Source organism: Amycolatopsis tolypomycina (genome assembly GCF_900105945.1).
Classification (GTDB): Bacteria; Actinomycetota; Actinomycetes; order Mycobacteriales; family Pseudonocardiaceae; genus Amycolatopsis; species Amycolatopsis tolypomycina.
Map to the genome: position 1 here is coordinate 200,292 of NZ_FNSO01000001.1, position 18,254 is coordinate 218,545.

The window sequence follows — 18,254 nt, forward strand, 5'->3', positions numbered from 1 at the left end:
CGGATTCAGCCCTTCAGATCGAGAGTGAGTTTCTTGACGAAGAACGCTTCGGCGTACTTCGCGGCGGCTTCGATGCCGCGGATCCGGGCCAGCCCGAGGAAGGCCTCGCGGTCGTACCAGGGCCGGTGCCGCTGCGACGCGTAGTGCTCCTGCAGCAGCCGGACCTTCGCCTCCGCGAGCTCGTCGGACAGCGGCTGGTACACCGACGGGCTGCCGAGGTCGCCGTCCCACTTGACGATCTCGTAGCCGAGCGTCAGGTGGTTGCGGAACGTCGTCGGCACCAGCTGCGCCAGCCCGCGGTGGTCCTGGTGGGCGTCGTCGGTGCGCGGCGCCAGGATGACGTCCGGGTCGGTCCGCCGCCGCAGGTCCTCCAGGGCGTCCTTGGCCTCTTCCCAGTGGGTCGGGAAGCGCCCGTCACGCAGCTTCAGCACCGTGAGGGTGACGTCCGCGCCCGGGCAGAACGCCGCCAGCGCCGCCCGCTCCTCGTCCTCGCGTTCGGTACCGCCGCCGGTGAGGACCAGGGCGTCGACCCGCAGGCCGGGCCGGGCGGAACACAGCGTCAGCAGCGTGCCGCCGGCACCGATCGCGATGTCGTCGCAGTGCGCGCCGAGGGCGACGACGCTGCCGAGCCGATCCGGCCGGAGCCCGATCACGCGGTGCTCACGGCGGCGCGCTCCCACAGCGCCCACGGCCGTTCGCCGTGGCTGTAGGCGTAGTCCAGCGCCGCGCGCTCCTTGACCGTGTCGGTCGGCTTCCAGAACCCGCGGTACGGGTACGCCAGCAGGCGGCCCTGCTTGGCCAGCTCGGCGCAGCCGTCGGCGACGAGGTCGCCGTTCTCCGGGATGTGGTCGAACACTTCCTGGCGCAGCACGAAGTAGCCGCCGTTCTCCCACAGCGGCATTTCGCTCACCGCGGTGATGGAGCCGACCATGCCGCCTTCGTCCATTTCGACGCAGTGGAACGACGACTGCGGCGGGACGACCATCATCGACGCGCCCGCGTCCGACTTCTCGAAGCGCTCGATCATGTCGGGCAGCGGGACGTCGGACAGGACGTCGGCGTAGTTCGCGAGGAACATGTCGTCGCCGTCGAGGTACGGGCGCACCCGGCGCAGCCGCTCGCCGATCGGCGACTCGATGCCGGTCTGCACGAACGTGATCGTCCAGTCCGCGATGTCGGTGGACAGCAGCTCGGCCTGCCCGTTGCGGAGCACGAAGTCGTTGGAAATGGTTTCCTGGTAGTTCAGGAAGAAGTTCTTGATGTGCGCCGCGCCGTAGCCGAGGCACAGGATGAATTCGGTGTGGCCGAAATGCGCGTAGTAGCGCATCACGTGCCAGATGAGCGGTCTCGGACCGACCATCGCCATCGGCTTCGGGACGTCGTCGGCCGCGCCGTTGCGCATCCGCATCCCGTAACCACCGCAGAAGAGGACGACCTTCACTTCACTGCACCTCGACGATTTCCAAGTGGGGAATCGGGAAAACGAGCTTTCCGCCCCAGGTCCCGATGTAGGAGAGCTGTTCGGTCAGTTCCTCCCGGAGGTTCCAGGGGAGGACGAGCACGTAGTCGGGCCGGTCCGCTTCGATCCGTTCCGGGGGCAGCACCGGGATGCGCGTGCCCGGCGTGAACCGGCCGTGCTTGTAGGGATTGCGGTCGACCGTGTACTGCAGCAGGTCCGTGCGGATGCCGCAGTGGTTCAGCAGGGTGTTGCCCTTGCCCGGGGCGCCGTAGCCGACGACGGTCTTGCCGTCCTTGCGCGCCTCGATGAGGAACTTCAGCAGGTCCAGCCGCACGCGGGTGACGCGCTCGGCGAACTCGGTGTACCCGGACAGCTCGTGCAGCCCGGCCGACTTCTCCCGCTGCAGCACGTCGGTCATCCGCTCGCTGGGCTCGCCCGCGACGGCGTCGGGGCGCGCCCAGAGCCGGATGGATCCGCCGTGCGTCGGCAGCAGCTCGACGTCGACCACGGTCAGCCCGCCGGTGGCCAGCGCCCGGCGCGCGGATTCGACCGTGTAGTACTGGAAGTGCTCGTGGTAGATCGTGTCGTACTGGTTCTTCTCGATCAGCGTGAGCAGGTGCTGGACCTCGATGGAGACCCAGCCGTCGTCCGCGACCATGGCGCGGAGGCCCTTGGTGAAGCCGAGGACGTCGGGGATGTGCGCGTAGACGTTGTTCGCGGCGACGAGGCCGGCCGGCCCGTGCTCTTCGCGCACCTGCAGGCCGGTTTCCTCGGACAGGAAGGCCGTCAGCGTGGGCACGCCGGCGTCACGCGCCGCCTGTCCGACGTTCACCGAAGGTTCCACGCCCAGACACCGGATCCCGTGCCCGACGACGTGCTTGAGCAGGTATCCGTCGTTGCTCGCCACCTCGACGACGAACGACTTCTCGCCGAGCCCGAGCCGGTCGACCGCGCCGTCGACGAAGCGCTTCGCGTGCTCGACCCACGACGTCGAGAAGGACGAGAAGTACGCGTACTCGGTAAAGGTGTCGTCGGGGTCGATCAGCGGCGGGATCTGGGCGAGCCAGCAGTCGGTGCACACCTGCAGGTGGAGCGGGAAGGTGGCTTCCGGCTCGTCGAGCTGCTCCGCCGTCAAAAATCGCTCACACGGGGGAGTCGCGCCGAGGTCGACGACGCTGGCCGTGTTTGTCGAACCGCAGAGTCGACATGTGGTCATCTACCAGGCTCCCAGTCTCGCGGTCGCGATGTGCATCCAACACGTCGACCGGCGCCGGGAGGTCGTTACAGCGACGCGGGAGCCGCTGGTGGACCGATTCGGAACCGCAACCTGAATGGCCTAACTGTGGCGGGAATCACCAACCGTACTCGCCCGGCCCCGTAACGTCCACAGTGGACGTGCTCCTAGGCTGGCCGGATGCAATCGGAGCCGACTCCCCGCCTGAGCGGGTTCACGGGCGTGGTGCTGACGGTCCGCTTCCTCACCGAGCTGGCCCTCCTGGGCGGCCTCGCGCTCGCCGGGACCCAGCTCGGCAGCGGCGTGGTGCTGGCGATCGTCGACGCCGTCCTGCTGCCGCTGGGGGCGGCCGTGCTCTGGGGCCTGTTCGTCGCCCCGCGGGCCCGCCGGCGGCTCCCGGAACCGGCGCGCTTCCTGCTGGAGTTCGCGCTCTTCGCGGTCACCGGCGTGGTGCTCGCGCTGGTGGGCTGGCTGGTCGTGGGCCTCGCGATCGCGGTGGCGGGGATCGGGGTGGCCGCCCTCACCCGGGCGGTCGCCAAGGACGGCTGACGCGCGATCAGAAATCGCGGACCAGGAAGATCCGGCCGTGCAGCGGGTCGGTGACCCAGACCGTGCGCGAGCGCTGGTCGACGGCGACGTCGCCGGGGTTCACGCCCAGCGACAGCTCGCCGCTCAGCGTGCCCGCCGCGCCGTCGACGCGGGCGAGGCCGTTCTGGCCGCCGTTCGTGTACACCGTGTTCGTGCCCTGGTGCACGGCCAGCGCGGAGGATTCGCTGCGCAGCAACACCGTCTTGCGCTCGGTGCGCGTGGCGGCGTCCACAATGGACATGTGGTGGATGCCGGAGTTCGCGACGTACACCGTGCCGCTCTGGTGGTGCACCGCCACGCCCGTCGGGTTGCGGCCGACCCGCACCGAAGCGACGAACTTGCCGGTGTCGATCGAGAACACCTCGACCGAATCGGTGGCGGGGCTCGCGCAGTAGGCCAGCTTGCGGCCGGGGTCGACCCCGATGCCCGCGAGGCCCGGCTTGGGGCCGGGCACGAGCGCCGCCAGGGTGCAGCTCACGCCGTCGAGCACGGCGAGCGTCCCGGTGGCGCCGCTGGCCGCGTAGACGCGGTTCGCCTGCTCGTCGACGGCCAGCGCGGACGCGCCGGCACCCGCGCCGACGACGCTCACCAGCTCGTGGCTGCGGCCGTCCAGCACCACCACCGTGCCCGCCGGCGGGTTCGCGACGTAGATCCGGCCGGCCTTCGGGTCGACCGCGACGTCGCCGGGTTCGCCGCCGACGTGGATCACGTCGTCGACCGACGCGCCGCGCGGGTCGACCACGGACACCGTCCCGGCCTGGGCGTCCGTGACGTACCCGAGGCCGGTGACCGGGTTCACCGCCAGCCCGGCCGGGGCGCCGCCGATGTCGAGCGACCGGACGTCCGCCGCCCGTGCCGTCCCGGGCAGGATGAGGGCGCCCGCACCCGCCGTGACCAGGGCGAACAGGGTCCGCCGGGGTAGCCGGCCACCTTGCATCGGCGCCTCCGCTCCTGATCGACTGGCTGCCCGAGCGTAACCCGCGCCCTCGCCACGTGAAGGAACTTCGCGTCCCCCGATCGCGTTGTTTCCACTGGACAAACCCAGTCGGGACAGCGGACGGAGGCGAGCGCGCGTGCACGGGCACCAGAACGGACTCAAGACGGCATTGCTGCTCGGCCTGCTGTCGGCGATCATCGTCGCGCTCAGCGGGCTCTTCGGGCGCGGGGCACTGGTCATCGGCCTGCTCGTCGCCCTCGGGATGAACGCGTTCGCCTACTTCAACTCCGACAAGCTGGCCCTGCGCGCGATGCGGGCGCGGCCGGTGTCCGAGGTCGAGCAGCCCGCGATGTACCGGATCGTGCGCGAGCTCGCGCAGGTCGCCCGGCAGCCGATGCCGCAGCTCTACATCAGCCCGACGGTCGCGCCCAACGCGTTCGCCACCGGCCGCAGCCCGCGGCACGCGGCGGTCTGCTGCACCACCGGCATCCTCGACCTGCTCGACGAGCGCGAGCTGCGGGCCGTGCTCGGCCATGAGCTGTCGCACGTCTACAACCGCGACATCCTGATCTCGTGCGTGGCCGGCGCGCTGGCCAGCGTGATCAGCGTGCTCGCGAACATCGCGCTGTTCTTCGGCGGCAGCAACCGCGACGGGAACCCGCTGGTCAGCCTGCTGCTGATCTTCGTCGGCCCGATCGCGGCAGCCGTCATCCGGATGGGCGTGAGCCGGTCGCGGGAGTACCAGGCCGACGCGTCCGGCGCCGAGCTGACCGGCGACCCGCTGGGCCTGGCGTCGGCGCTGCGGAAGCTGGACGCCGGCACGCGGGCGCGGCCGCTGGTCGCCGAGCCGCAGCTGGTGTCGCAGTCGCACCTGATGATCGCGAACCCGTTCCGCCCTGGCGAGGGCTTGAGCAAGCTGTTCTCGACCCACCCGCCGATCGCCGACCGCATCGCGCGGCTCGAGGAGATGGCGCGGCGCCGGTTCTAGCCTGCCGCCCCCGCCGCCACGGCGACAGCCTTCACGTAGTCGCCGTAGCCGGACTTCGCCAGCTTCTCGCCCAGCGCGTAGCACTCGGCGGCGTTGATGAAGCCCATGCGCAGCGCGATCTCCTCGAGGCAGGCGATGCGCACGCCGGTGCGGTGCTCCAGCACCTGCACGAACTGGCCGGCTTCGAGCAGCGAGTCGTGCGTGCCGGTGTCGAGCCAGGCGAACCCGCGGCTGAGCTCGACCAGCGTCGCCCGGTCCTGGCGCAGGTACGTCAGGTTGACGTCGGTGATCTCCAGCTCACCGCGCGTCGACGGCTTCAGCGCGCGGGCGATGTCGACGACCTGGTTGTCGTAGAAGTACAGGCCGGTGATCGCCTTGTTGGAGCGCGGCTTGAGCGGCTTCTCCTCGATGGTGAGCAGCTTGCCCGTCTCGTCGACCTCACCGACGCCGTAGCGCTCGGGGTCCTTGACGGGGTAGCCGAACAGGACGCAGCCGTCGAGCTCGCGGACGGCCTGCTGGAGGCGGCTGGAGAAGCCCTGGCCGTAGAAGATGTTGTCGCCGAGGACGAGCGCCACGTCGTCGTCGCCGATGAAGTCCGCGCCGATCACGAACGCCTCGGCCAGGCCGTTCGGGCTCGCCTGCTCGGCGTAGGAGAACGTGACGCCGAACTGGTCGCCGTTGCCCAGCAGCCTGCGGAACATCGGCAGGTCGGTGGGGGTGGAGATGACGAGGATCTCGCGGATCCCGGCCAGCATCAGCACCGAGATCGGGTAGTAGACCATCGGCTTGTCGTAGACCGGCAGCAGCTGCTTGGACACCGCCTGGGTGATCGGGTGCAGGCGTGTCCCGCTGCCTCCGGCCAGCACGATCCCCTTCATGGACTGCCTCCCTCTTCGCGTGGTCGCCGCCCACCCTACGGGCCGTCACTCGAAGATGGATCCCTTACCGAAGTAGGCCTTGCAGCCGCCGTTGTCCTCGGTGGCGATCTCCAGCACGCTCCGGTCGTCGTCGACCGGCAGCAGCGTCGAGGAGTAGTTGGGGCAGAAGTGGTTGCGGATGCCGGTGATGTGCACGGGAGCAGGGAGTTCGTACCAGTGGCCGCTGCCGAAGTCGTCGTTGGCCAGCAGCACCTGGCCGTTCAGCGGCTGCGGGACGCCCTTGGCGTTGGTGTAGATCTGGCCGACCATGACGATCCGGACGCCGTTCGGGCCGCCGGGGAAAAGCGTGACGGTTTGCGCATGCTGGAAGTAATTGCCGGTGGCCGTGTCGACGCGGGTGCCGGGATCGGCGGGGTCGCCCCAGTTGGCGCCGTCGGCGGAGATCTTGAAGTACGGGTCGCAGTAGCGGTCGCGGAAGTTGCAGATCTCGTAGGCGAAGTAGTAGCGGCCGTCGGGCAGCCGCCGGATGATCGGCATGCCGGGCCGGACGCGGTCGGGCGGGATCGCCATGGTGAGCTGCTTGGTGCCCCAGTTCACGCCGTCGGTCGAGGCGACCCGGTTGAGCACCTGCGCATACTTCGGCGCCTGCGTCTCGTCGGCGAAGTGGAGCCAGAGCGTGCCGCCGGCGTCGACGGTGAACTCGGGCTCCCAGATGCCGTCGATGTTGTGCGACCGCGCGGCCTCGGACAGGAAGGTCCACGAGCGGCCGGCGTCCTTGCTGGCCCAGACGCGGATCCCGATGCGCCGCTGCGGCCCGGCGTCCTGCCGGTAGGACGCGGCCCACAGCAACGTCCCGGCGCGGAGCCTGCCGACGCGTTCCGGCAGTTCGTAGACGGTGCCGCAGCACATGCCGGACCGGCCGTCGGGGTCGCGGATCGCGCCGATCTGGTGGAACGACTCGCCTTCGTCGGTGCTCTCCAGCACCGGCGTGAACTTGCCGCCGGCGTCTTCGCTGGTCAGGGTGGCGATGATGCGCCCGTTCTCCAGCCGGATCAGCCGCGGGTAGGCGCCGAAGCCGGGGACGAGCTGCCGGCGCTCGGCCGCGCTCGCCGGCGTCAGCAGCGAGGCCACGGCCGAGAGCGTCAGCACGAAGACCAGCAAGCGGCGCATTCCCGATCCCCTCCACACGCAGTGATCGCGCGATTACAACACGAGTGGGCGACGGTCACCGGCCGCAGTCACGCGTTCGGGTAACGCTCCCGGCCCGCGCGCCGAAAGATCACCGAGGGGGAACGATGAAAATTCGGCTGGCCGGCCTGCTGGCCCTGGTCCTGGCGTCGGCGTGCGCGCCGCCGACCGGCTACGGCACGATCGTCGCGGAGTCCGGCTCCGCGCCCACTTCGACGGCTCCGCCTGCTCCGCCGGTTCCGCGTGACGTGCCGCCGGAGACGCACACGGGCACGGGCAGCGGCGAGTTCACGACGACCTGGCCGCCGGACCAGGTGGGGTTCTTCACGTTCGACTGCCCGAAGTGCACGTCCAACGTGATCATCGACACCGACGGCGGCGAGCACGGCCTGGTCAACGCGATCGGCGCGTACAAGGGCACGACGTGGCTGAACACGTACCCCGACCGCCCGACGAAGAGGGTGACGGTCCACGCGAACGCCCCCTGGACGGCGACGATCGCGGACCACCGAAGCATCGCGACGGCGGAGAGCGGCAAGGAGACGGCAGGCCACGGCGACGCGGTGCTGAGGCTCCCGGCGGGCGTGACCCGCATCAGGTTCACCGCGAAAACCCGCGGCAGCGTGGGGCTGTGGGTGATGGCATCGCCCCTGGACCGCGACCTGATCCTCAACCAGATCGGCGACCTGCAGGTGGAGCGGGACGTCCGCGGGCCGGCCTACCTGCAGGTGGACAGCTACGAGGCGAACTGGACGCTGACGCCGTCCTGAGCGGGCACCCGGAGCCCGGGTGCCCGCGGCGGCGTCACCGGTAGTTGGTGAACTGCAGCGCGATCTCGAAGTCCTTGCCCTTCAGCAGGGCGATGACCTCCTGCAGCTGGTCCTTCTTCTTGCCCGACACCCGCAGCTGGTCGCCCTGGATCTGGGCCTGGACGCCCTTGGGGCCTTCGTCGCGGATGAACTTGGCGATCTGCTTCGCCTTGTCCGAGGCGATGCCCTGGAGGATCTTGCCGGAGATCTTGTAGATCTTGCCCGACAGCGCCGGCTCGCCGGCTTCGAAGGCCTTCAACGAGATGCTGCGCTTGATCAGCTTCTCCTTGAACACCTCGACCGCGGCCAGCGCGCGCTCCTCGGTCTCGGACTCGATCGTGAGCGCCTCCTCGCCGGACCAGTTGATCGTCGTGCCCGTGCCGCGGAAGTCGAACCGGGTGCCCAGCTCCTTGCTCGCCTGGTTGAGCGCGTTGTCCACCTCCTGGCGGTCGACCTTGCTCACGACGTCGAAAGAGGGATCCGCCACGTGTCCTCACACCTCGTACTCGCTTGTCAGGGGCCACCCAGCCTAGCCCCTGTCACCCGACGGGTATCCCGGTTGACCCCTGCTCGGGGGCATTGGGTAAGCTTCTCCCCGGCCGGTGCGAACCGGCCTGGGCGGGTTACCCGAGTGGCCAAAGGGGACTGGCTGTAAACCAGTTGGCATTGCCTACGGGGGTTCGAATCCCTCACCCGCCACACGATCGCAAGAGAGCCATGTCTGCGGAAAGCGCAGACATGGCTCTCTTTGTTGTGTCCCTTGGGGGTCGAACCCCCAAACCCCCGCCAGGGGGCTCCGCCCCCTGGACCCCCGGAGTGGTCGCCTTGGGTTCAGGTGCCCTGGGGCACGCGGATCAGGTCGCCGGGGTGGATGACGTTCGGGTTGGGGATCGTGGTCGGGTTGGCCGCCACCAAGCGGTGGTAGAGGTTGCCCGAGCCGTAGTACTTGGCGGCGATTCCCCACAGCGTTTCGCCCGCCACCACGATGTGCTCCAGGTAACTCTGGTAGCCCGGGACGATCTTCGGGCCCCAGACCACCGGCACGACCACCTTGCCCAGTTCCGCGCCGTCCTTGGGTGATTCGTGGAACACGTCCACGAACAAGCGGTCCAGGGTGAAAGCCGCGCCGGTGACGTCGACGGTGATCTGGAACTGGCCGTGCCCACCCGTGCCGTCGCCGGCCATGAACGAGCCCGTCACCTCGTCGTGGCCCTCGTGGATGCGGTAGTTGAAGGCCGCCTCGAACGCTCCGCCTGCCACGCCGGCGACCTGGATCACGTTGCCCACCAAGTCGTATGCGCGTGGTTGTTGGAGATAAATTGTCATTTTCTCGCCCTCCCAATCCGATTCGACAAACACAATGATCGGTATTCGGCGGGCGTCCGATAGAGGAATTGGTCACCAGTTGCGGAACGGCCGGTTTCCCGCGGGAAAGGAAACCGGCCGTTCCAGGTGGCGGCGCTCGGGGTTACGCCGCCTGGGGAACCGGCGTCGAAGCCGGGGTCAGGGCGAGGTCCAGGACCTCGCGGACGTTCGCCACCGCGTGGACGTCCAGCTGCGAAAGCACCTCGGCCGGGACGTCGTCGAGGTCCGGCTCGTTGCGCTGGGGGATGATCACCGTCTTCATCCCCGCGCGGTGCGCGGCCAGGAGCTTCTGCTTCACGCCGCCGATCGGGAGGACCCGGCCGGTCAGGGACACCTCGCCCGTCATCGCCACGTCCGGCCGGACCACGCGGCCCGACAGCAGGGACGCCAGCGCCGTCGTCATCGTGATGCCCGCCGACGGGCCGTCCTTCGGGACCGCGCCCGCCGGGACGTGGACGTGGATGCCGCGGTTGCGGAGGTCGCCCACCGGCAGCTCCAGCTCCGCGCCGTGCGACCTGAGGTACGACAGCGCGATCTGCACCGACTCCTTCATCACGTCGCCGAGCTGGCCGGTCAGCTGCAGGCCCGACGCGCCGGACTCCTCGTCCGCCAGCGACGCCTCGATGTACAGGACGTCGCCGCCCGCGCCGGTCACCGCCAAGCCCGTTGCCACGCCCGGGGTTGCCGTGCGCTGGGTCGACGCCGGCAGCGACGACTCCGGGATGTGCCGCGGGCGGCCCAGGTAGGTGTCCAGGTCACCGGCGTCGACGGACAGCGGCAGCGAAACCTCGTCCAGTGCCACCTTCGTCGCGATCTTCCGCAGCACCTTGGCGATCGTCCGGTTCGCGTCGCGCACGCCCGCCTCGCGGGTGTACTCGGCGGCGATCCGGCTGAACGCCGCGTCCGTCAGCACCACGTCCGCAGCGCCCAGGCCGGCGCGCTCCAGCTCGCGGGGGAGCAGGTGGTCGCGGGCGATGGTGACCTTCTCGTGCTCGGTGTAGCCGTCCAGCGTGACGAGCTCCATGCGGTCCAGCAGCGGGCCGGGGATCGTCTCCAGCGCGTTGGCCGTCGCCAGGAACACGACGTCGGACAGGTCCAGCTCGACCTCGAGGTAGTGGTCGCGGAACGTGTGGTTCTGCTCCGGGTCCAGCACTTCGAGCAGCGCCGCGGTCGGGTCGCCGCGGTAGTCGGCGCCGACCTTGTCGATCTCGTCGAGCAGCACCACCGGGTTCATCGAGCCGGCTTCCTTGATGGCGCGGACGATCCGGCCGGGCAGCGCGCCGACGTACGTGCGGCGGTGGCCGCGGATCTCCGCCTCGTCGCGGATGCCGCCCAGGGCGACGCGGACGAACTTGCGGCCCATGGCCTTCGCGACGGACTCACCCAGCGACGTCTTGCCGACTCCGGGAGGGCCCGCGAGGGCCAGCACCGCACCGGACCGCCGTCCGCCGACCGGGCCGAGACCGCTTTCCGCACGGCGCTTCCGGACGGCCAAGTACTCGATGATGCGTTCCTTGACGTCGTCGAGGCCCGCGTGGTCGGCGTCCAAAATGGCCCGTGCCGCCGCGATGTCGTACACGTCCTCGGTGCGCTCGTTCCAGGGCAGCTCCAGGACGGTGTCCAGCCAGGTGCGGATCCAGCCGCCCTCGGGGGACTGGTCGGACGTGCGGTCCAGTTTGTCCACTTCGGCCAGTGCGGCCTTCTTGACGGCGTCGGGCAGTTCGGCGGCTTCCACGCGGGCGCGGTAGTCCGTCTCGTCCGCGGTGCCGTCGAGCTCGCCGAGCTCCTTGCGGATGGCCTCGAGCTGGCGGCGCAGCAGGAACTCCTTCTGCTGCTTCTCCATGCCCTCGGCGACGTCCTTGCGGATCGTGTCGGTCACCTCGAGCTCGGCGAGGTGCTCCTTGCTCCACTCGAGGGCCTTCTCCAGCCGGGCGCTGACGTCCAAAGCGGACAGCAGCTCGAGCTTCTGGTCGGTCGACAGGTACGGCGCGTTGCCGGACAGGTCGGCGATCGCGGACGGCTCTTCGACCTGCTGGACGGCGTCGATCAGCTGCCAGCCGCCGCGCTGCTGGAGGATCGAGATGACGACGGCCTTGTACTCGGCCGCGAGCTTGGCCGTCCGGTCGTCGGTGGTTTCGGGGGCGTCCTCGGCGTGCACCCAGCGGGCGGCGCCAGGACCGTCGGCGATTCGGCCGACGACCGCGCGGGTGGTGCCGCGCAGCAGCACGGCGGCCTTGCCGCCGGGCACGCGGCCGATGCGCTCGACCGTGGCGACGGTGCCGAACTCGGCGTACTCGCCGTGGACGCGCGGGACGATCAGCACCTCGGCCTTGGCGGGCGCGGCGGACCGGATGCCGGGGAACGACGCCTGGCTCGGCGCCTTGGCCTGGGCGGACTCCACCGCTGCCCGCGTCTCGGTGTCGGTCAGGTCGAGCGGGACGACCATGCCCGGCAGCACGACGTCGTCATCGAGCGGGAGCACGGGCAGGAGGCGGGTGTCGGACATGTGCACTCCTCGTGTAGTTGAGTCTGCCTAGCTCAACTCTCCGATGGGTGCGTTTGTTTCCGATGGTGCGTTCGCCCACAGCGATCACCAAAACCGCAGGTCAGCGGCCTGGTTTCACCCCGACGGCGCACCACGCGAACGGGCGGGCCTCCGCCTCGAGCGCGTTGATCTTCCGGTCCGGCCGCCAGTCCGGCAGGTGCACGATGCCCGGCTCCAGCAGCTCCCAGTCACCGAAGAGCGGCTGGATTTCTTCGCGGTTGCGCAACCAGACCGGGTTGCTCGTCTTCCGGTACTGCTCGACGAACCAGCGCAGCCCGTCGAGCATTTCGCCCTTGCCGTCGCCTTCGCTCATCTGCGAGATCGCCAGCCAGCTGCCCGGCGCGAGCGCGTCGCGGTAGGTCGCCAGCAGCCCCTCCGGGTCGTCGTCCGGGCCGACGAAGTGCAGCACCGCCGCCATGATCAGGCAGACCGGCTGCGAGAAGTCGATGAGCCGCCGTGTTTCCGGCGCGCGCAGCACCGACTTCGCGTCGCGCATGTCGGCCTGGACGATGCCCGCCCAGTCGGTCGCCATGCCCTCTTCGAGGATCAGCGTCGCGTGCGCGACCGCGACCGGCTCGTAGTCGACGTACACGACCTTCGCGTCGTGGTCGTCGGGCAGCTCCGCCTCGACGACCTCGTGCACGTTCCCCGCCGTCGGCACGCCCGAGCCGAGGTCGATGAACTGCCGGATGCCGGCCCGTAGCGCCGCGCGCACCGCGCGGTTCATGAACTCGCGGTTCTGCTTCGACCCGGGGCGCACCAGCGGCCACTGCTGCTCCATGCGCCTGCCGAACTCGCGGTCCACGGCCCAGTTCTGGGTACCGCCCAGGTACCAGTCGTAGATCCGGGCCGCGGACGGCTTCTCGGTGTCGACGCCTTCGGGCGCTCTCGGCGCGGAATCCCGCTGGTCGGTCACTTCAGGCTCCCCTCGCTGGTGGCGAGGCCAGCCTATAAGCCCGTGGCAGCCCGGGTAATCCTCCAGTAGTTCACCGAACAGCCGGTCGACGCTGCCAGTACGTCCACAGCGGGCGGTACCCCTGCGCGTACCAGAACGGCGTCGACAGCGGGTTCGCCGCGGCGTGGTGCAGCAGGACGACGTCGGCGCCTTCCTCGTCGAGGACGTGGTGGGCGTGCGTCGCCAGCGCGGTGCCGACGCCGGACGACCGCGCGGCCTCCGCGACCGCCAGCGACGACAGGTAGCCGACGCGGGACGCGGCGACGCGGCCGCTGATCCAGCCGGTCTCACCCGGGTGCTGGACGCTCACCATGCCGAGCGGGCGGCCGTACAGCTCGGCGATCCACAGCGGCGGTTCCGGCCGCTTCAGCTGCTCCGCGAGGTCCTTGGCCAGGATCTCCTCGACCCCGGTGCGCCAGTTCACCGTGCCGTACTGGGCGTCGTAGGAGTGCAGCTCCATGCCGAGCGCCACCGCGGTCTCGAGGTCGTCGGGCGCGGCGCGGCGGATCTTGACGCCGGGGGTGCCGAGCGGGGTCGCCGGGACGTGCCGCTGCGCGGGCCGGACCGCGATGACCCGCAGTGGCGCGAAGCCGTGGTGCAGCATTTCGCGGGCGCCGGCGGCGTCGCGGCTCGCGCGCGGGACGATCGCCGCCGTCTCCGTGTCGCCGCGCTCGGCGACCGCGCGGAGATGTTCATCCCATCGGGTGAGGAGGGCGTCCAGGACGGCCGCAGGCTGCGGGCCGGCCAGCTGGAGGTCGAGCCGGTGCTCGGTCAGCGCCCGCCACGGCGCGTTCGGGGCGTCGCGGTCGACCTGGACGCGGGAAGCCAGTCCGGACGCCGCGGAGTCGCCCGTCGCGACTTCCAGCACCACGGCGTTTTCCGCCGCCTCGAAGGGAGTTGATCCGGGGAGCAGGGGATCCACCGCCGCGAGCCGCGTCGCGTGCTCGGTGGCAATCACATCGCTGTGCATGCGCCCATTGAAGCGCTACCCGGCGTCCCTTGCGTAGAGAACCGGACCGAGTTCGGACATCCGGCGTTTCACTCCTTGGTCCACGCAGGTCAGCGCGTTCGAGGCATTGTTAACCCTGGGGTGATCTCCTACTGTCTCGAAAGGGACACGGGTACGCCCTACGGGGTACGGTATGGCCCTTGTCCACACCCGAAGTCACGGATCATTGCCGGTGGACAAGCCGGGAGGGAAGGTCGGATGCCGGACACCAACGCCCACGGCGACGCCGTCGCGCAGGCGCAGCCCGGGCCGGGAGCCGCTTCCGGGACACCCCCCGTCTCCGCCGAAGCCCGCACCGACGAACGCCGGTTCCGCGTCTACACCTTCGCCGTGCTGAGCCTCGGGCTCGCCGCCGCGTTCGCGGTCGGTTCGTGGCTGCCGTTCCACTGGGACGACCGGCTGCTGTGGATCGGGCCCGTGCTCGCGGTCGCCTTCCTGCTCGCCGAACAGCTCGGCATCAACGTCGACGTCCGCAGCGGCATCTCGTGGACGATCTCGTTCACCGAAATCCCGCTCGTCATCGGGTTCTTCATCGCGCCGTTCGAGGTCGTGCTGGCCGCGCACCTGATCGCCGGCATCGGCACGCTGCTCGCGCGCAAGGTCGCCGGCCGCGTCCTCTACAACGCGGGCGCGTTCCTGCTCGAGATCACCGGCGCCTTCGCGGTCGCCGGGCTGGTGAAGCACGCCGTCGGGGCGGGCGACAAGATCCCGTGGGTCGCGGCACTGGCGGGCACGCTGACCGCGCCGCTGGTGAGCACGCTGCTCGCGCTGGCCGCGGTGCGCGTGCTGCGGCGCCGCATGCGGGTCAGCACCGCCGTCCGGCTCACCGGGCGGATCCTGGTCGTCGGCTTCGTCAACGCGTCCGTCGGCCTCTCCGGCTACCTCGTCATCTCCACCACGCCCCAGGCCTGGCCGCTGGTGCTCGCCGTCTTCCTCGGCCTCACCGCGCTGTACTGGGCGTACTCCGACCTGCTGCGCGAGCAGCGGGACATGGAAGCGCTCTCGGACGTCAGCCTGATGGTGGCCCGCTCGGGCCAGCAGGCCGCGGCGCGCCCGGCCAGCCGCGCCGACGAGCTCGTCGGCGGCGTCGACGTCCGCGAATGGGCGACGATCGCCGAGCGCATCAAGGACCAGCTCGCCGCCGGCCGCGTCGTGCTGCGCCTGCGGCTCGAACCGAAGGACACCATGCGGGTCGTCGTCGCGGGCGACGACTTGCCGCCCGCGGACCCGGCCGCCGACGACCCGCTGCTGCGGCTGCCCGGCGCGCACGTCCGGCACTTCCGGATCACCGAGGCCAACCCCGACGTCCGCGCGGCGCTGCTCGACCGCGGTGCGCAAGAGGCGCTCGTCGTCCCGCTGCGCAGCGCGAACCGGCTGCTCGGCGTCGTCGAGGCGCACGACCGGCTGTCCCGCTGGCGCGGCTTCGGCAAGTACGACGTCCAGCTGCTCGGCACGATGGCCAGCCACCTCGCGACGTCGCTGGACAACCGGCGGCTGCTGGCGACGCTGCGCCACGACGCCTACCACGACCCGCTGACCGGGCACCTCAACCGGCCGGGCTTCCGGCAGGTGGCGAAGGAGCCGCTGCGGGACTTCGCCAACGCCGTGGTGCTGCGGATCGACCTCGACGTCTTCTCGACGGTGAGCGACGCGCTCGGCTACGCGTGGGCCGACCGGATGGTGGTCGCGGCCGGCCGCCGCATCCGCGACGCGCTCGGCCCCGACGTCCCGCTCGCCCGGCTCGAAGGCGCGTCCTTCGCGGCGCTGCTCGTCGGCTGCCCGCCCGAGGACGCCCACCACGCGGCGGAACGGCTGCGCGAAGAGCTGTCGGCGCCCTACCCGGTCGACCGGCTCTCGGTCGAGGCGAACGCGATGATCGGCTACGCGACGACGTCCGCGGACGAACCCGGCGACGTCGTCGACATCGAAGGCCTGCTGCAGCGCGCGGACGTGGCCGTCCGCGCGACGAAGGGTGGCGAAGAGGTCCGCGGCTACGTGCCGAGCATGGGCCAGATCTTCCTGCGCCGCTTCCAGATGGTGACGCAGTTCCGGCAGTCGCTGGAGGACGGCCAGGTCAGCGTCCACTACCAGCCGAAGATCACCCTGCCGAACCGGCAGGTACAGGGCGTCGAGGCGCTGGTCCGCTGGGTGCACCCGGAGTTCGGCAGGCTCGGCCCGGACGAGTTCGTCCCGGCCATCGAGGCGGCCGGCCTGATCGGCGTCCTGACCGGTTTCGTGCTCGGCGAGGCGCTCAAGCGCTGCCGCAAGTGGCTCGACGAGGGCCTGCGGATCTCGGTGGCGGTCAACCTGTCGGTGCGCAACCTGGCCGACGAGGACTTCCCGAACAAGGTCGCCCGCGAGCTGGAGCACTACGGCATCCCGCCGGAGCTGCTGACGTTCGAGCTGACCGAGTCCGGCGTGATGTCCGACCCGCAGAAGGCGCTGCCGATCCTGCGGGAGCTGCACTCGCTGGGCATCACCCTCGCCGTCGACGACTTCGGGACCGGGTACTCGTCGCTGGCGTACCTGCGGCAGCTGCCGGTCGACCAGGTCAAGATCGACAAGAGCTTCGTCCTCGGCATGGGCACCGACCTCGGCGACCTGGCGGTCGTGCGGTCGATCGTCGAGCTGGGGCACTCGCTCGGGCTGACGGTGGTGGCCGAGGGCGTCGAGGAGGACGTGGCGCGCGACCAGCTCGAGGCGATGGGCTGTGACGTCGCCCAGGGCTACCTGATCTCGCGGCCGCTGCCGGAGGACCGGCTGGAGGCGTGGCTGCAGGCCCGGACGGCCCGCTCGCCGGGGCGGCACTCGGAGACCGTGCTGACCCTCCTGACCTGAGGTTTTGCGGTTTGGGGACCCCGGTTGCACGGGCGGGTGACGGGGGTTGCTAATCTTTCCAAGTCCTCGCGAGAGGCCAGGCCCCTTTAGCTCAGTCGGCAGAGCGTCTCCATGGTAAGGAGAAGGTCTACGGTTCGATTCCGTAAAGGGGCTCTCGACCTCAGCCGCGTCACGCCTGCGTGTCGCGGCTTGGGTCATGTAAGGGCGGTGTAGCTCAGTTGGCAGAGCAAGCGGCTCATAATCGCTGTGTCGCCGGTTCAAGTCCGGCCACCGCTACGCGGTAACGACGGGGCTGGCCCCCGGACCTGAGAGAGAAGGAAACGCTGTGGCTGCCACCGACGTGCGACCCAAGATCACGCTGGCGTGCGAAGAGTGCAAGCACCGCAACTACATCACCAAGAAGAACCGGCGCAACAACCCGGATCGCCTGGAGATGAAGAAGTTCTGCCCGAACTGCGGTACGCACCGGACGCACAAGGAAACCCGCTGACGTAGCGCGTTCGCACCAGCTTCGAAGAGCCGCCCTGGACCACCGGGGCGGCTCTTTGCTGTTGGTAGCCTCCTCGGGTGCCCTTGGACCAGTCGTTCACCGGGCGGACTTATCCGCCGCAGACCAGTTACGAAGTGAGCCGGGAGAAGATCCGGGAGTTCGCCGACGCGATCGGCGACGCGAACCCGGTCTACCGCGACCCGGAGGCGGCCCGCGAGGCCGGTCACCCCGACGTGATCGCCCCGCCGACGTTCCTCACGATCATCAACCTCGCCTCGATCAACGCGATCGTCGCCGACCCCGAGCTCGGCCTCGACTACGCGCGGATGGTCCACGGCGACCAGGGCTTCACCTACACGCGCCCGGTGTACGCCGGCGACGTGCTCGAGGTGACCACCCACATCGACGGCATCATGGCCCGCGCCGGCAACGACTTCATCAACCTGCGCGCGGACATCACCGACGCGGCCGGCCAGAAGGTCTGCACCACCCGCGCGCAGCTGGTCGTCCGAGGGGAGAACGCGTGAACACCGGCGACGAGTTGCCTGCCCTCGAGGTTCGGATCACCCGCGAGCAGCTGGTGCGCTACGCCGGGGCGGCGCTGGACTTCAACCCGATCCACTGGAACGAGACGTTCGCGAAGGACGTCGGCCTGCCGGACGTGATCGCCCACGGGATGCTGACGATGGCGGTGGCGGGCCGGGTGGTCACGGACTGGCTGGGTGACCCGGCCCGGCTGGTCGACTTCAGCGCCCGGTTCACGCGGCCGGTCGTGGTCCCGAACACGGCCGAGGGCGCGGTGGTGGAGATCACCGGCAAGGTCGCGGACGTGAAGGACGACGGGATCGCGCGGATCGACCTCGTGGTGAAGTTCGACGGGAAGACCGTGCTGGGGAAGCCGCAGGCCCTCGTCCGCCGCTGACCAGGCTTGCCATGCGCCCCAATGTGGCGTTCGGTGCATCTGACGCACC

At 70.1% G+C, this 18,254-nt stretch carries 18 protein-coding genes and 3 tRNA genes; 10 read left to right on the top strand and 11 right to left on the bottom strand.

Annotated elements, in window-relative coordinates; genetic code table 11:
* Positions 1-5: 5 nt before the first annotated feature.
* From BLW76_RS01045 to BLW76_RS01055, 3 genes are read right to left on the bottom strand one after another with little or no spacing between them, the layout of a single operon-like run.
* Positions 6-653 (bottom strand): PIG-L deacetylase family protein, encoded by a 648-nt coding sequence (locus BLW76_RS01045; protein WP_091304066.1) that lies wholly within the window; start codon positions 651-653, stop codon positions 6-8.
* Positions 650-1,441: a glycosyltransferase family protein gene (locus tag BLW76_RS01050; RefSeq protein ID WP_091303959.1), complete on the bottom strand. Its 792-nt coding sequence runs from the start codon at positions 1,439-1,441 to the stop codon at positions 650-652. Before BLW76_RS01050 ends, BLW76_RS01045 begins: the two co-directional genes overlap by 4 nt.
* A 1-nt stretch (position 1,442) precedes the next feature.
* The gene (locus tag BLW76_RS01055) at positions 1,443-2,675 is read right to left on the bottom strand and encodes a class I SAM-dependent methyltransferase (RefSeq protein WP_091303960.1); all 1,233 of its coding nucleotides are present in this window, start codon (positions 2,673-2,675) and stop codon (positions 1,443-1,445) included.
* A gap of 198 nt (positions 2,676-2,873) precedes the next feature.
* On the opposite strand from BLW76_RS01055, the gene BLW76_RS01060 reads away from it, so the two are divergent.
* Positions 2,874-3,242 carry a YrdB family protein gene (locus BLW76_RS01060; protein ID WP_167384421.1) on the top strand — a complete coding sequence of 123 codons (369 nt, stop codon included), beginning with the start codon at positions 2,874-2,876 and terminating at the stop codon, positions 3,240-3,242.
* 7 nt (positions 3,243-3,249) lie between these two features.
* Here the strand turns inward: BLW76_RS01060 and BLW76_RS01065 are convergent, their stop codons facing one another.
* A complete protein-coding gene (locus BLW76_RS01065; protein WP_091303962.1) occupies positions 3,250-4,218 on the bottom strand; it encodes a YncE family protein in 969 nt (322 codons plus the stop codon).
* A 136-nt stretch (positions 4,219-4,354) separates the two neighbouring features.
* Here BLW76_RS01065 and htpX point away from each other — a divergent pair, with 136 nt between their 5' ends.
* Positions 4,355-5,206: a zinc metalloprotease HtpX gene (gene htpX, locus BLW76_RS01070; protein WP_091303963.1), complete on the top strand. Its 852-nt coding sequence runs from the start codon at positions 4,355-4,357 to the stop codon at positions 5,204-5,206.
* Here the strand turns inward: htpX and rfbA are convergent.
* Together rfbA and BLW76_RS01080 are read right to left on the bottom strand one after the other, a co-directional pair.
* Positions 5,203-6,084, bottom strand: coding sequence for a glucose-1-phosphate thymidylyltransferase RfbA (gene rfbA, locus BLW76_RS01075; protein ID WP_091303964.1), 882 nt, complete (start codon positions 6,082-6,084; stop codon positions 5,203-5,205). The genes htpX and rfbA overlap by 4 nt on opposite strands.
* A gap of 45 nt (positions 6,085-6,129) precedes the next feature.
* A complete protein-coding gene (locus BLW76_RS01080) occupies positions 6,130-7,254 on the bottom strand; it encodes a sialidase family protein (protein WP_091303965.1) in 1,125 nt (374 codons plus the stop codon).
* A 125-nt stretch (positions 7,255-7,379) separates the two neighbouring features.
* Between BLW76_RS01080 and BLW76_RS01085 the strand changes: the two genes are divergently transcribed.
* Positions 7,380-8,042 carry a hypothetical protein gene (locus BLW76_RS01085; protein ID WP_091303966.1) on the top strand — a complete coding sequence of 221 codons (663 nt, stop codon included), beginning with the start codon at positions 7,380-7,382 and terminating at the stop codon, positions 8,040-8,042.
* Positions 8,043-8,076: 34 nt separating this feature from the next.
* On the opposite strand, the gene BLW76_RS01090 is transcribed toward BLW76_RS01085, so the two are convergent.
* Positions 8,077-8,568: a YajQ family cyclic di-GMP-binding protein gene (locus tag BLW76_RS01090; RefSeq protein ID WP_091303967.1), complete on the bottom strand. Its 492-nt coding sequence runs from the start codon at positions 8,566-8,568 to the stop codon at positions 8,077-8,079.
* Positions 8,569-8,698: 130 nt separating this feature from the next.
* Between BLW76_RS01090 and BLW76_RS01095 the strand changes: the two genes are divergently transcribed.
* Positions 8,699-8,780 (top strand) — tRNA-Tyr (locus BLW76_RS01095).
* A gap of 132 nt (positions 8,781-8,912) precedes the next feature.
* On the opposite strand, the gene BLW76_RS01100 is transcribed toward BLW76_RS01095, so the two are convergent.
* The 4 genes from BLW76_RS01100 to BLW76_RS01115 all read right to left on the bottom strand — a co-directional run bounded on the left by BLW76_RS01100 (position 8,913) and on the right by BLW76_RS01115 (position 13,916).
* The gene (locus tag BLW76_RS01100) at positions 8,913-9,407 is read right to left on the bottom strand and encodes a LysM peptidoglycan-binding domain-containing protein (RefSeq protein WP_091303968.1); all 495 of its coding nucleotides are present in this window, start codon (positions 9,405-9,407) and stop codon (positions 8,913-8,915) included.
* Positions 9,408-9,549: 142 nt separating this feature from the next.
* Positions 9,550-11,952, bottom strand: coding sequence for an endopeptidase La (lon, locus tag BLW76_RS01105; RefSeq protein WP_091303969.1), 2,403 nt, complete (start codon positions 11,950-11,952; stop codon positions 9,550-9,552).
* 100 nt (positions 11,953-12,052) lie between these two features.
* Entirely contained in the window at positions 12,053-12,907 is an 855-nt protein-coding gene (locus BLW76_RS01110) for an SAM-dependent methyltransferase (RefSeq protein ID WP_091303970.1), read from the bottom strand.
* Between the two features lie 70 nt (positions 12,908-12,977).
* The gene (locus BLW76_RS01115; protein ID WP_091303971.1) at positions 12,978-13,916 is read right to left on the bottom strand and encodes a GNAT family N-acetyltransferase; all 939 of its coding nucleotides are present in this window, start codon (positions 13,914-13,916) and stop codon (positions 12,978-12,980) included.
* Positions 13,917-14,153: 237 nt separating this feature from the next.
* Between BLW76_RS01115 and BLW76_RS01120 the strand changes: the two genes are divergently transcribed.
* The 6 genes from BLW76_RS01120 (at position 14,154) to BLW76_RS48275 (ending at position 18,205) form a co-directional block, all read left to right on the top strand.
* Positions 14,154-16,793 (top strand): putative bifunctional diguanylate cyclase/phosphodiesterase, encoded by a 2,640-nt coding sequence (locus BLW76_RS01120; RefSeq protein ID WP_091303972.1) that lies wholly within the window; start codon positions 14,154-14,156, stop codon positions 16,791-16,793.
* 80 nt (positions 16,794-16,873) lie between these two features.
* A tRNA-Thr gene (locus BLW76_RS01125) sits at positions 16,874-16,946 on the top strand.
* A gap of 50 nt (positions 16,947-16,996) precedes the next feature.
* Positions 16,997-17,069, top strand: a tRNA-Met gene (locus tag BLW76_RS01130).
* Positions 17,070-17,118: 49 nt separating this feature from the next.
* A complete protein-coding gene (gene rpmG / locus BLW76_RS01135) occupies positions 17,119-17,283 on the top strand; it encodes a 50S ribosomal protein L33 (RefSeq protein ID WP_005152047.1) in 165 nt (54 codons plus the stop codon).
* Positions 17,284-17,360: 77 nt separating this feature from the next.
* Complete coding sequence (locus BLW76_RS01140; protein WP_091303973.1) at positions 17,361-17,810, top strand: MaoC family dehydratase N-terminal domain-containing protein; 450 nt, start codon at positions 17,361-17,363, stop codon at positions 17,808-17,810.
* Entirely contained in the window at positions 17,807-18,205 is a 399-nt protein-coding gene (locus BLW76_RS48275) for a MaoC family dehydratase (protein WP_167384422.1), read from the top strand. Before BLW76_RS01140 ends, BLW76_RS48275 begins: the two co-directional genes overlap by 4 nt.
* Positions 18,206-18,254: the final 49 nt, after the last annotated feature.

Excerpts from the sequence above, each read along its gene's own strand:
- BLW76_RS01055 (WP_091303960.1), bottom strand. The coding sequence starts at position 2,675 with ATGACCACATGTCGACTCTGCGGTTCGACAAACACGGCCAGCGTCGTC.
- BLW76_RS01060 (WP_167384421.1), top strand. The coding sequence starts at position 2,874 with ATGCAATCGGAGCCGACTCCCCGCCTGAGCGGGTTCACGGGCGTGGTG.
- BLW76_RS01065 (WP_091303962.1), bottom strand. The coding sequence starts at position 4,218 with ATGCAAGGTGGCCGGCTACCCCGGCGGACCCTGTTCGCCCTGGTCACG.
- rfbA (WP_091303964.1), bottom strand. The coding sequence starts at position 6,084 with ATGAAGGGGATCGTGCTGGCCGGAGGCAGCGGGACACGCCTGCACCCG.
- BLW76_RS01080 (WP_091303965.1), bottom strand. The coding sequence starts at position 7,254 with ATGCGCCGCTTGCTGGTCTTCGTGCTGACGCTCTCGGCCGTGGCCTCG.
- BLW76_RS01085 (WP_091303966.1), top strand. The coding sequence starts at position 7,380 with ATGAAAATTCGGCTGGCCGGCCTGCTGGCCCTGGTCCTGGCGTCGGCG.
- BLW76_RS01100 (WP_091303968.1), bottom strand. The coding sequence starts at position 9,407 with ATGACAATTTATCTCCAACAACCACGCGCATACGACTTGGTGGGCAAC.
- lon (WP_091303969.1), bottom strand. The coding sequence starts at position 11,952 with ATGTCCGACACCCGCCTCCTGCCCGTGCTCCCGCTCGATGACGACGTC.
- BLW76_RS01115 (WP_091303971.1), bottom strand. The coding sequence starts at position 13,916 with ATGCACAGCGATGTGATTGCCACCGAGCACGCGACGCGGCTCGCGGCG.
- BLW76_RS01120 (WP_091303972.1), top strand. The coding sequence starts at position 14,154 with ATGCCGGACACCAACGCCCACGGCGACGCCGTCGCGCAGGCGCAGCCC.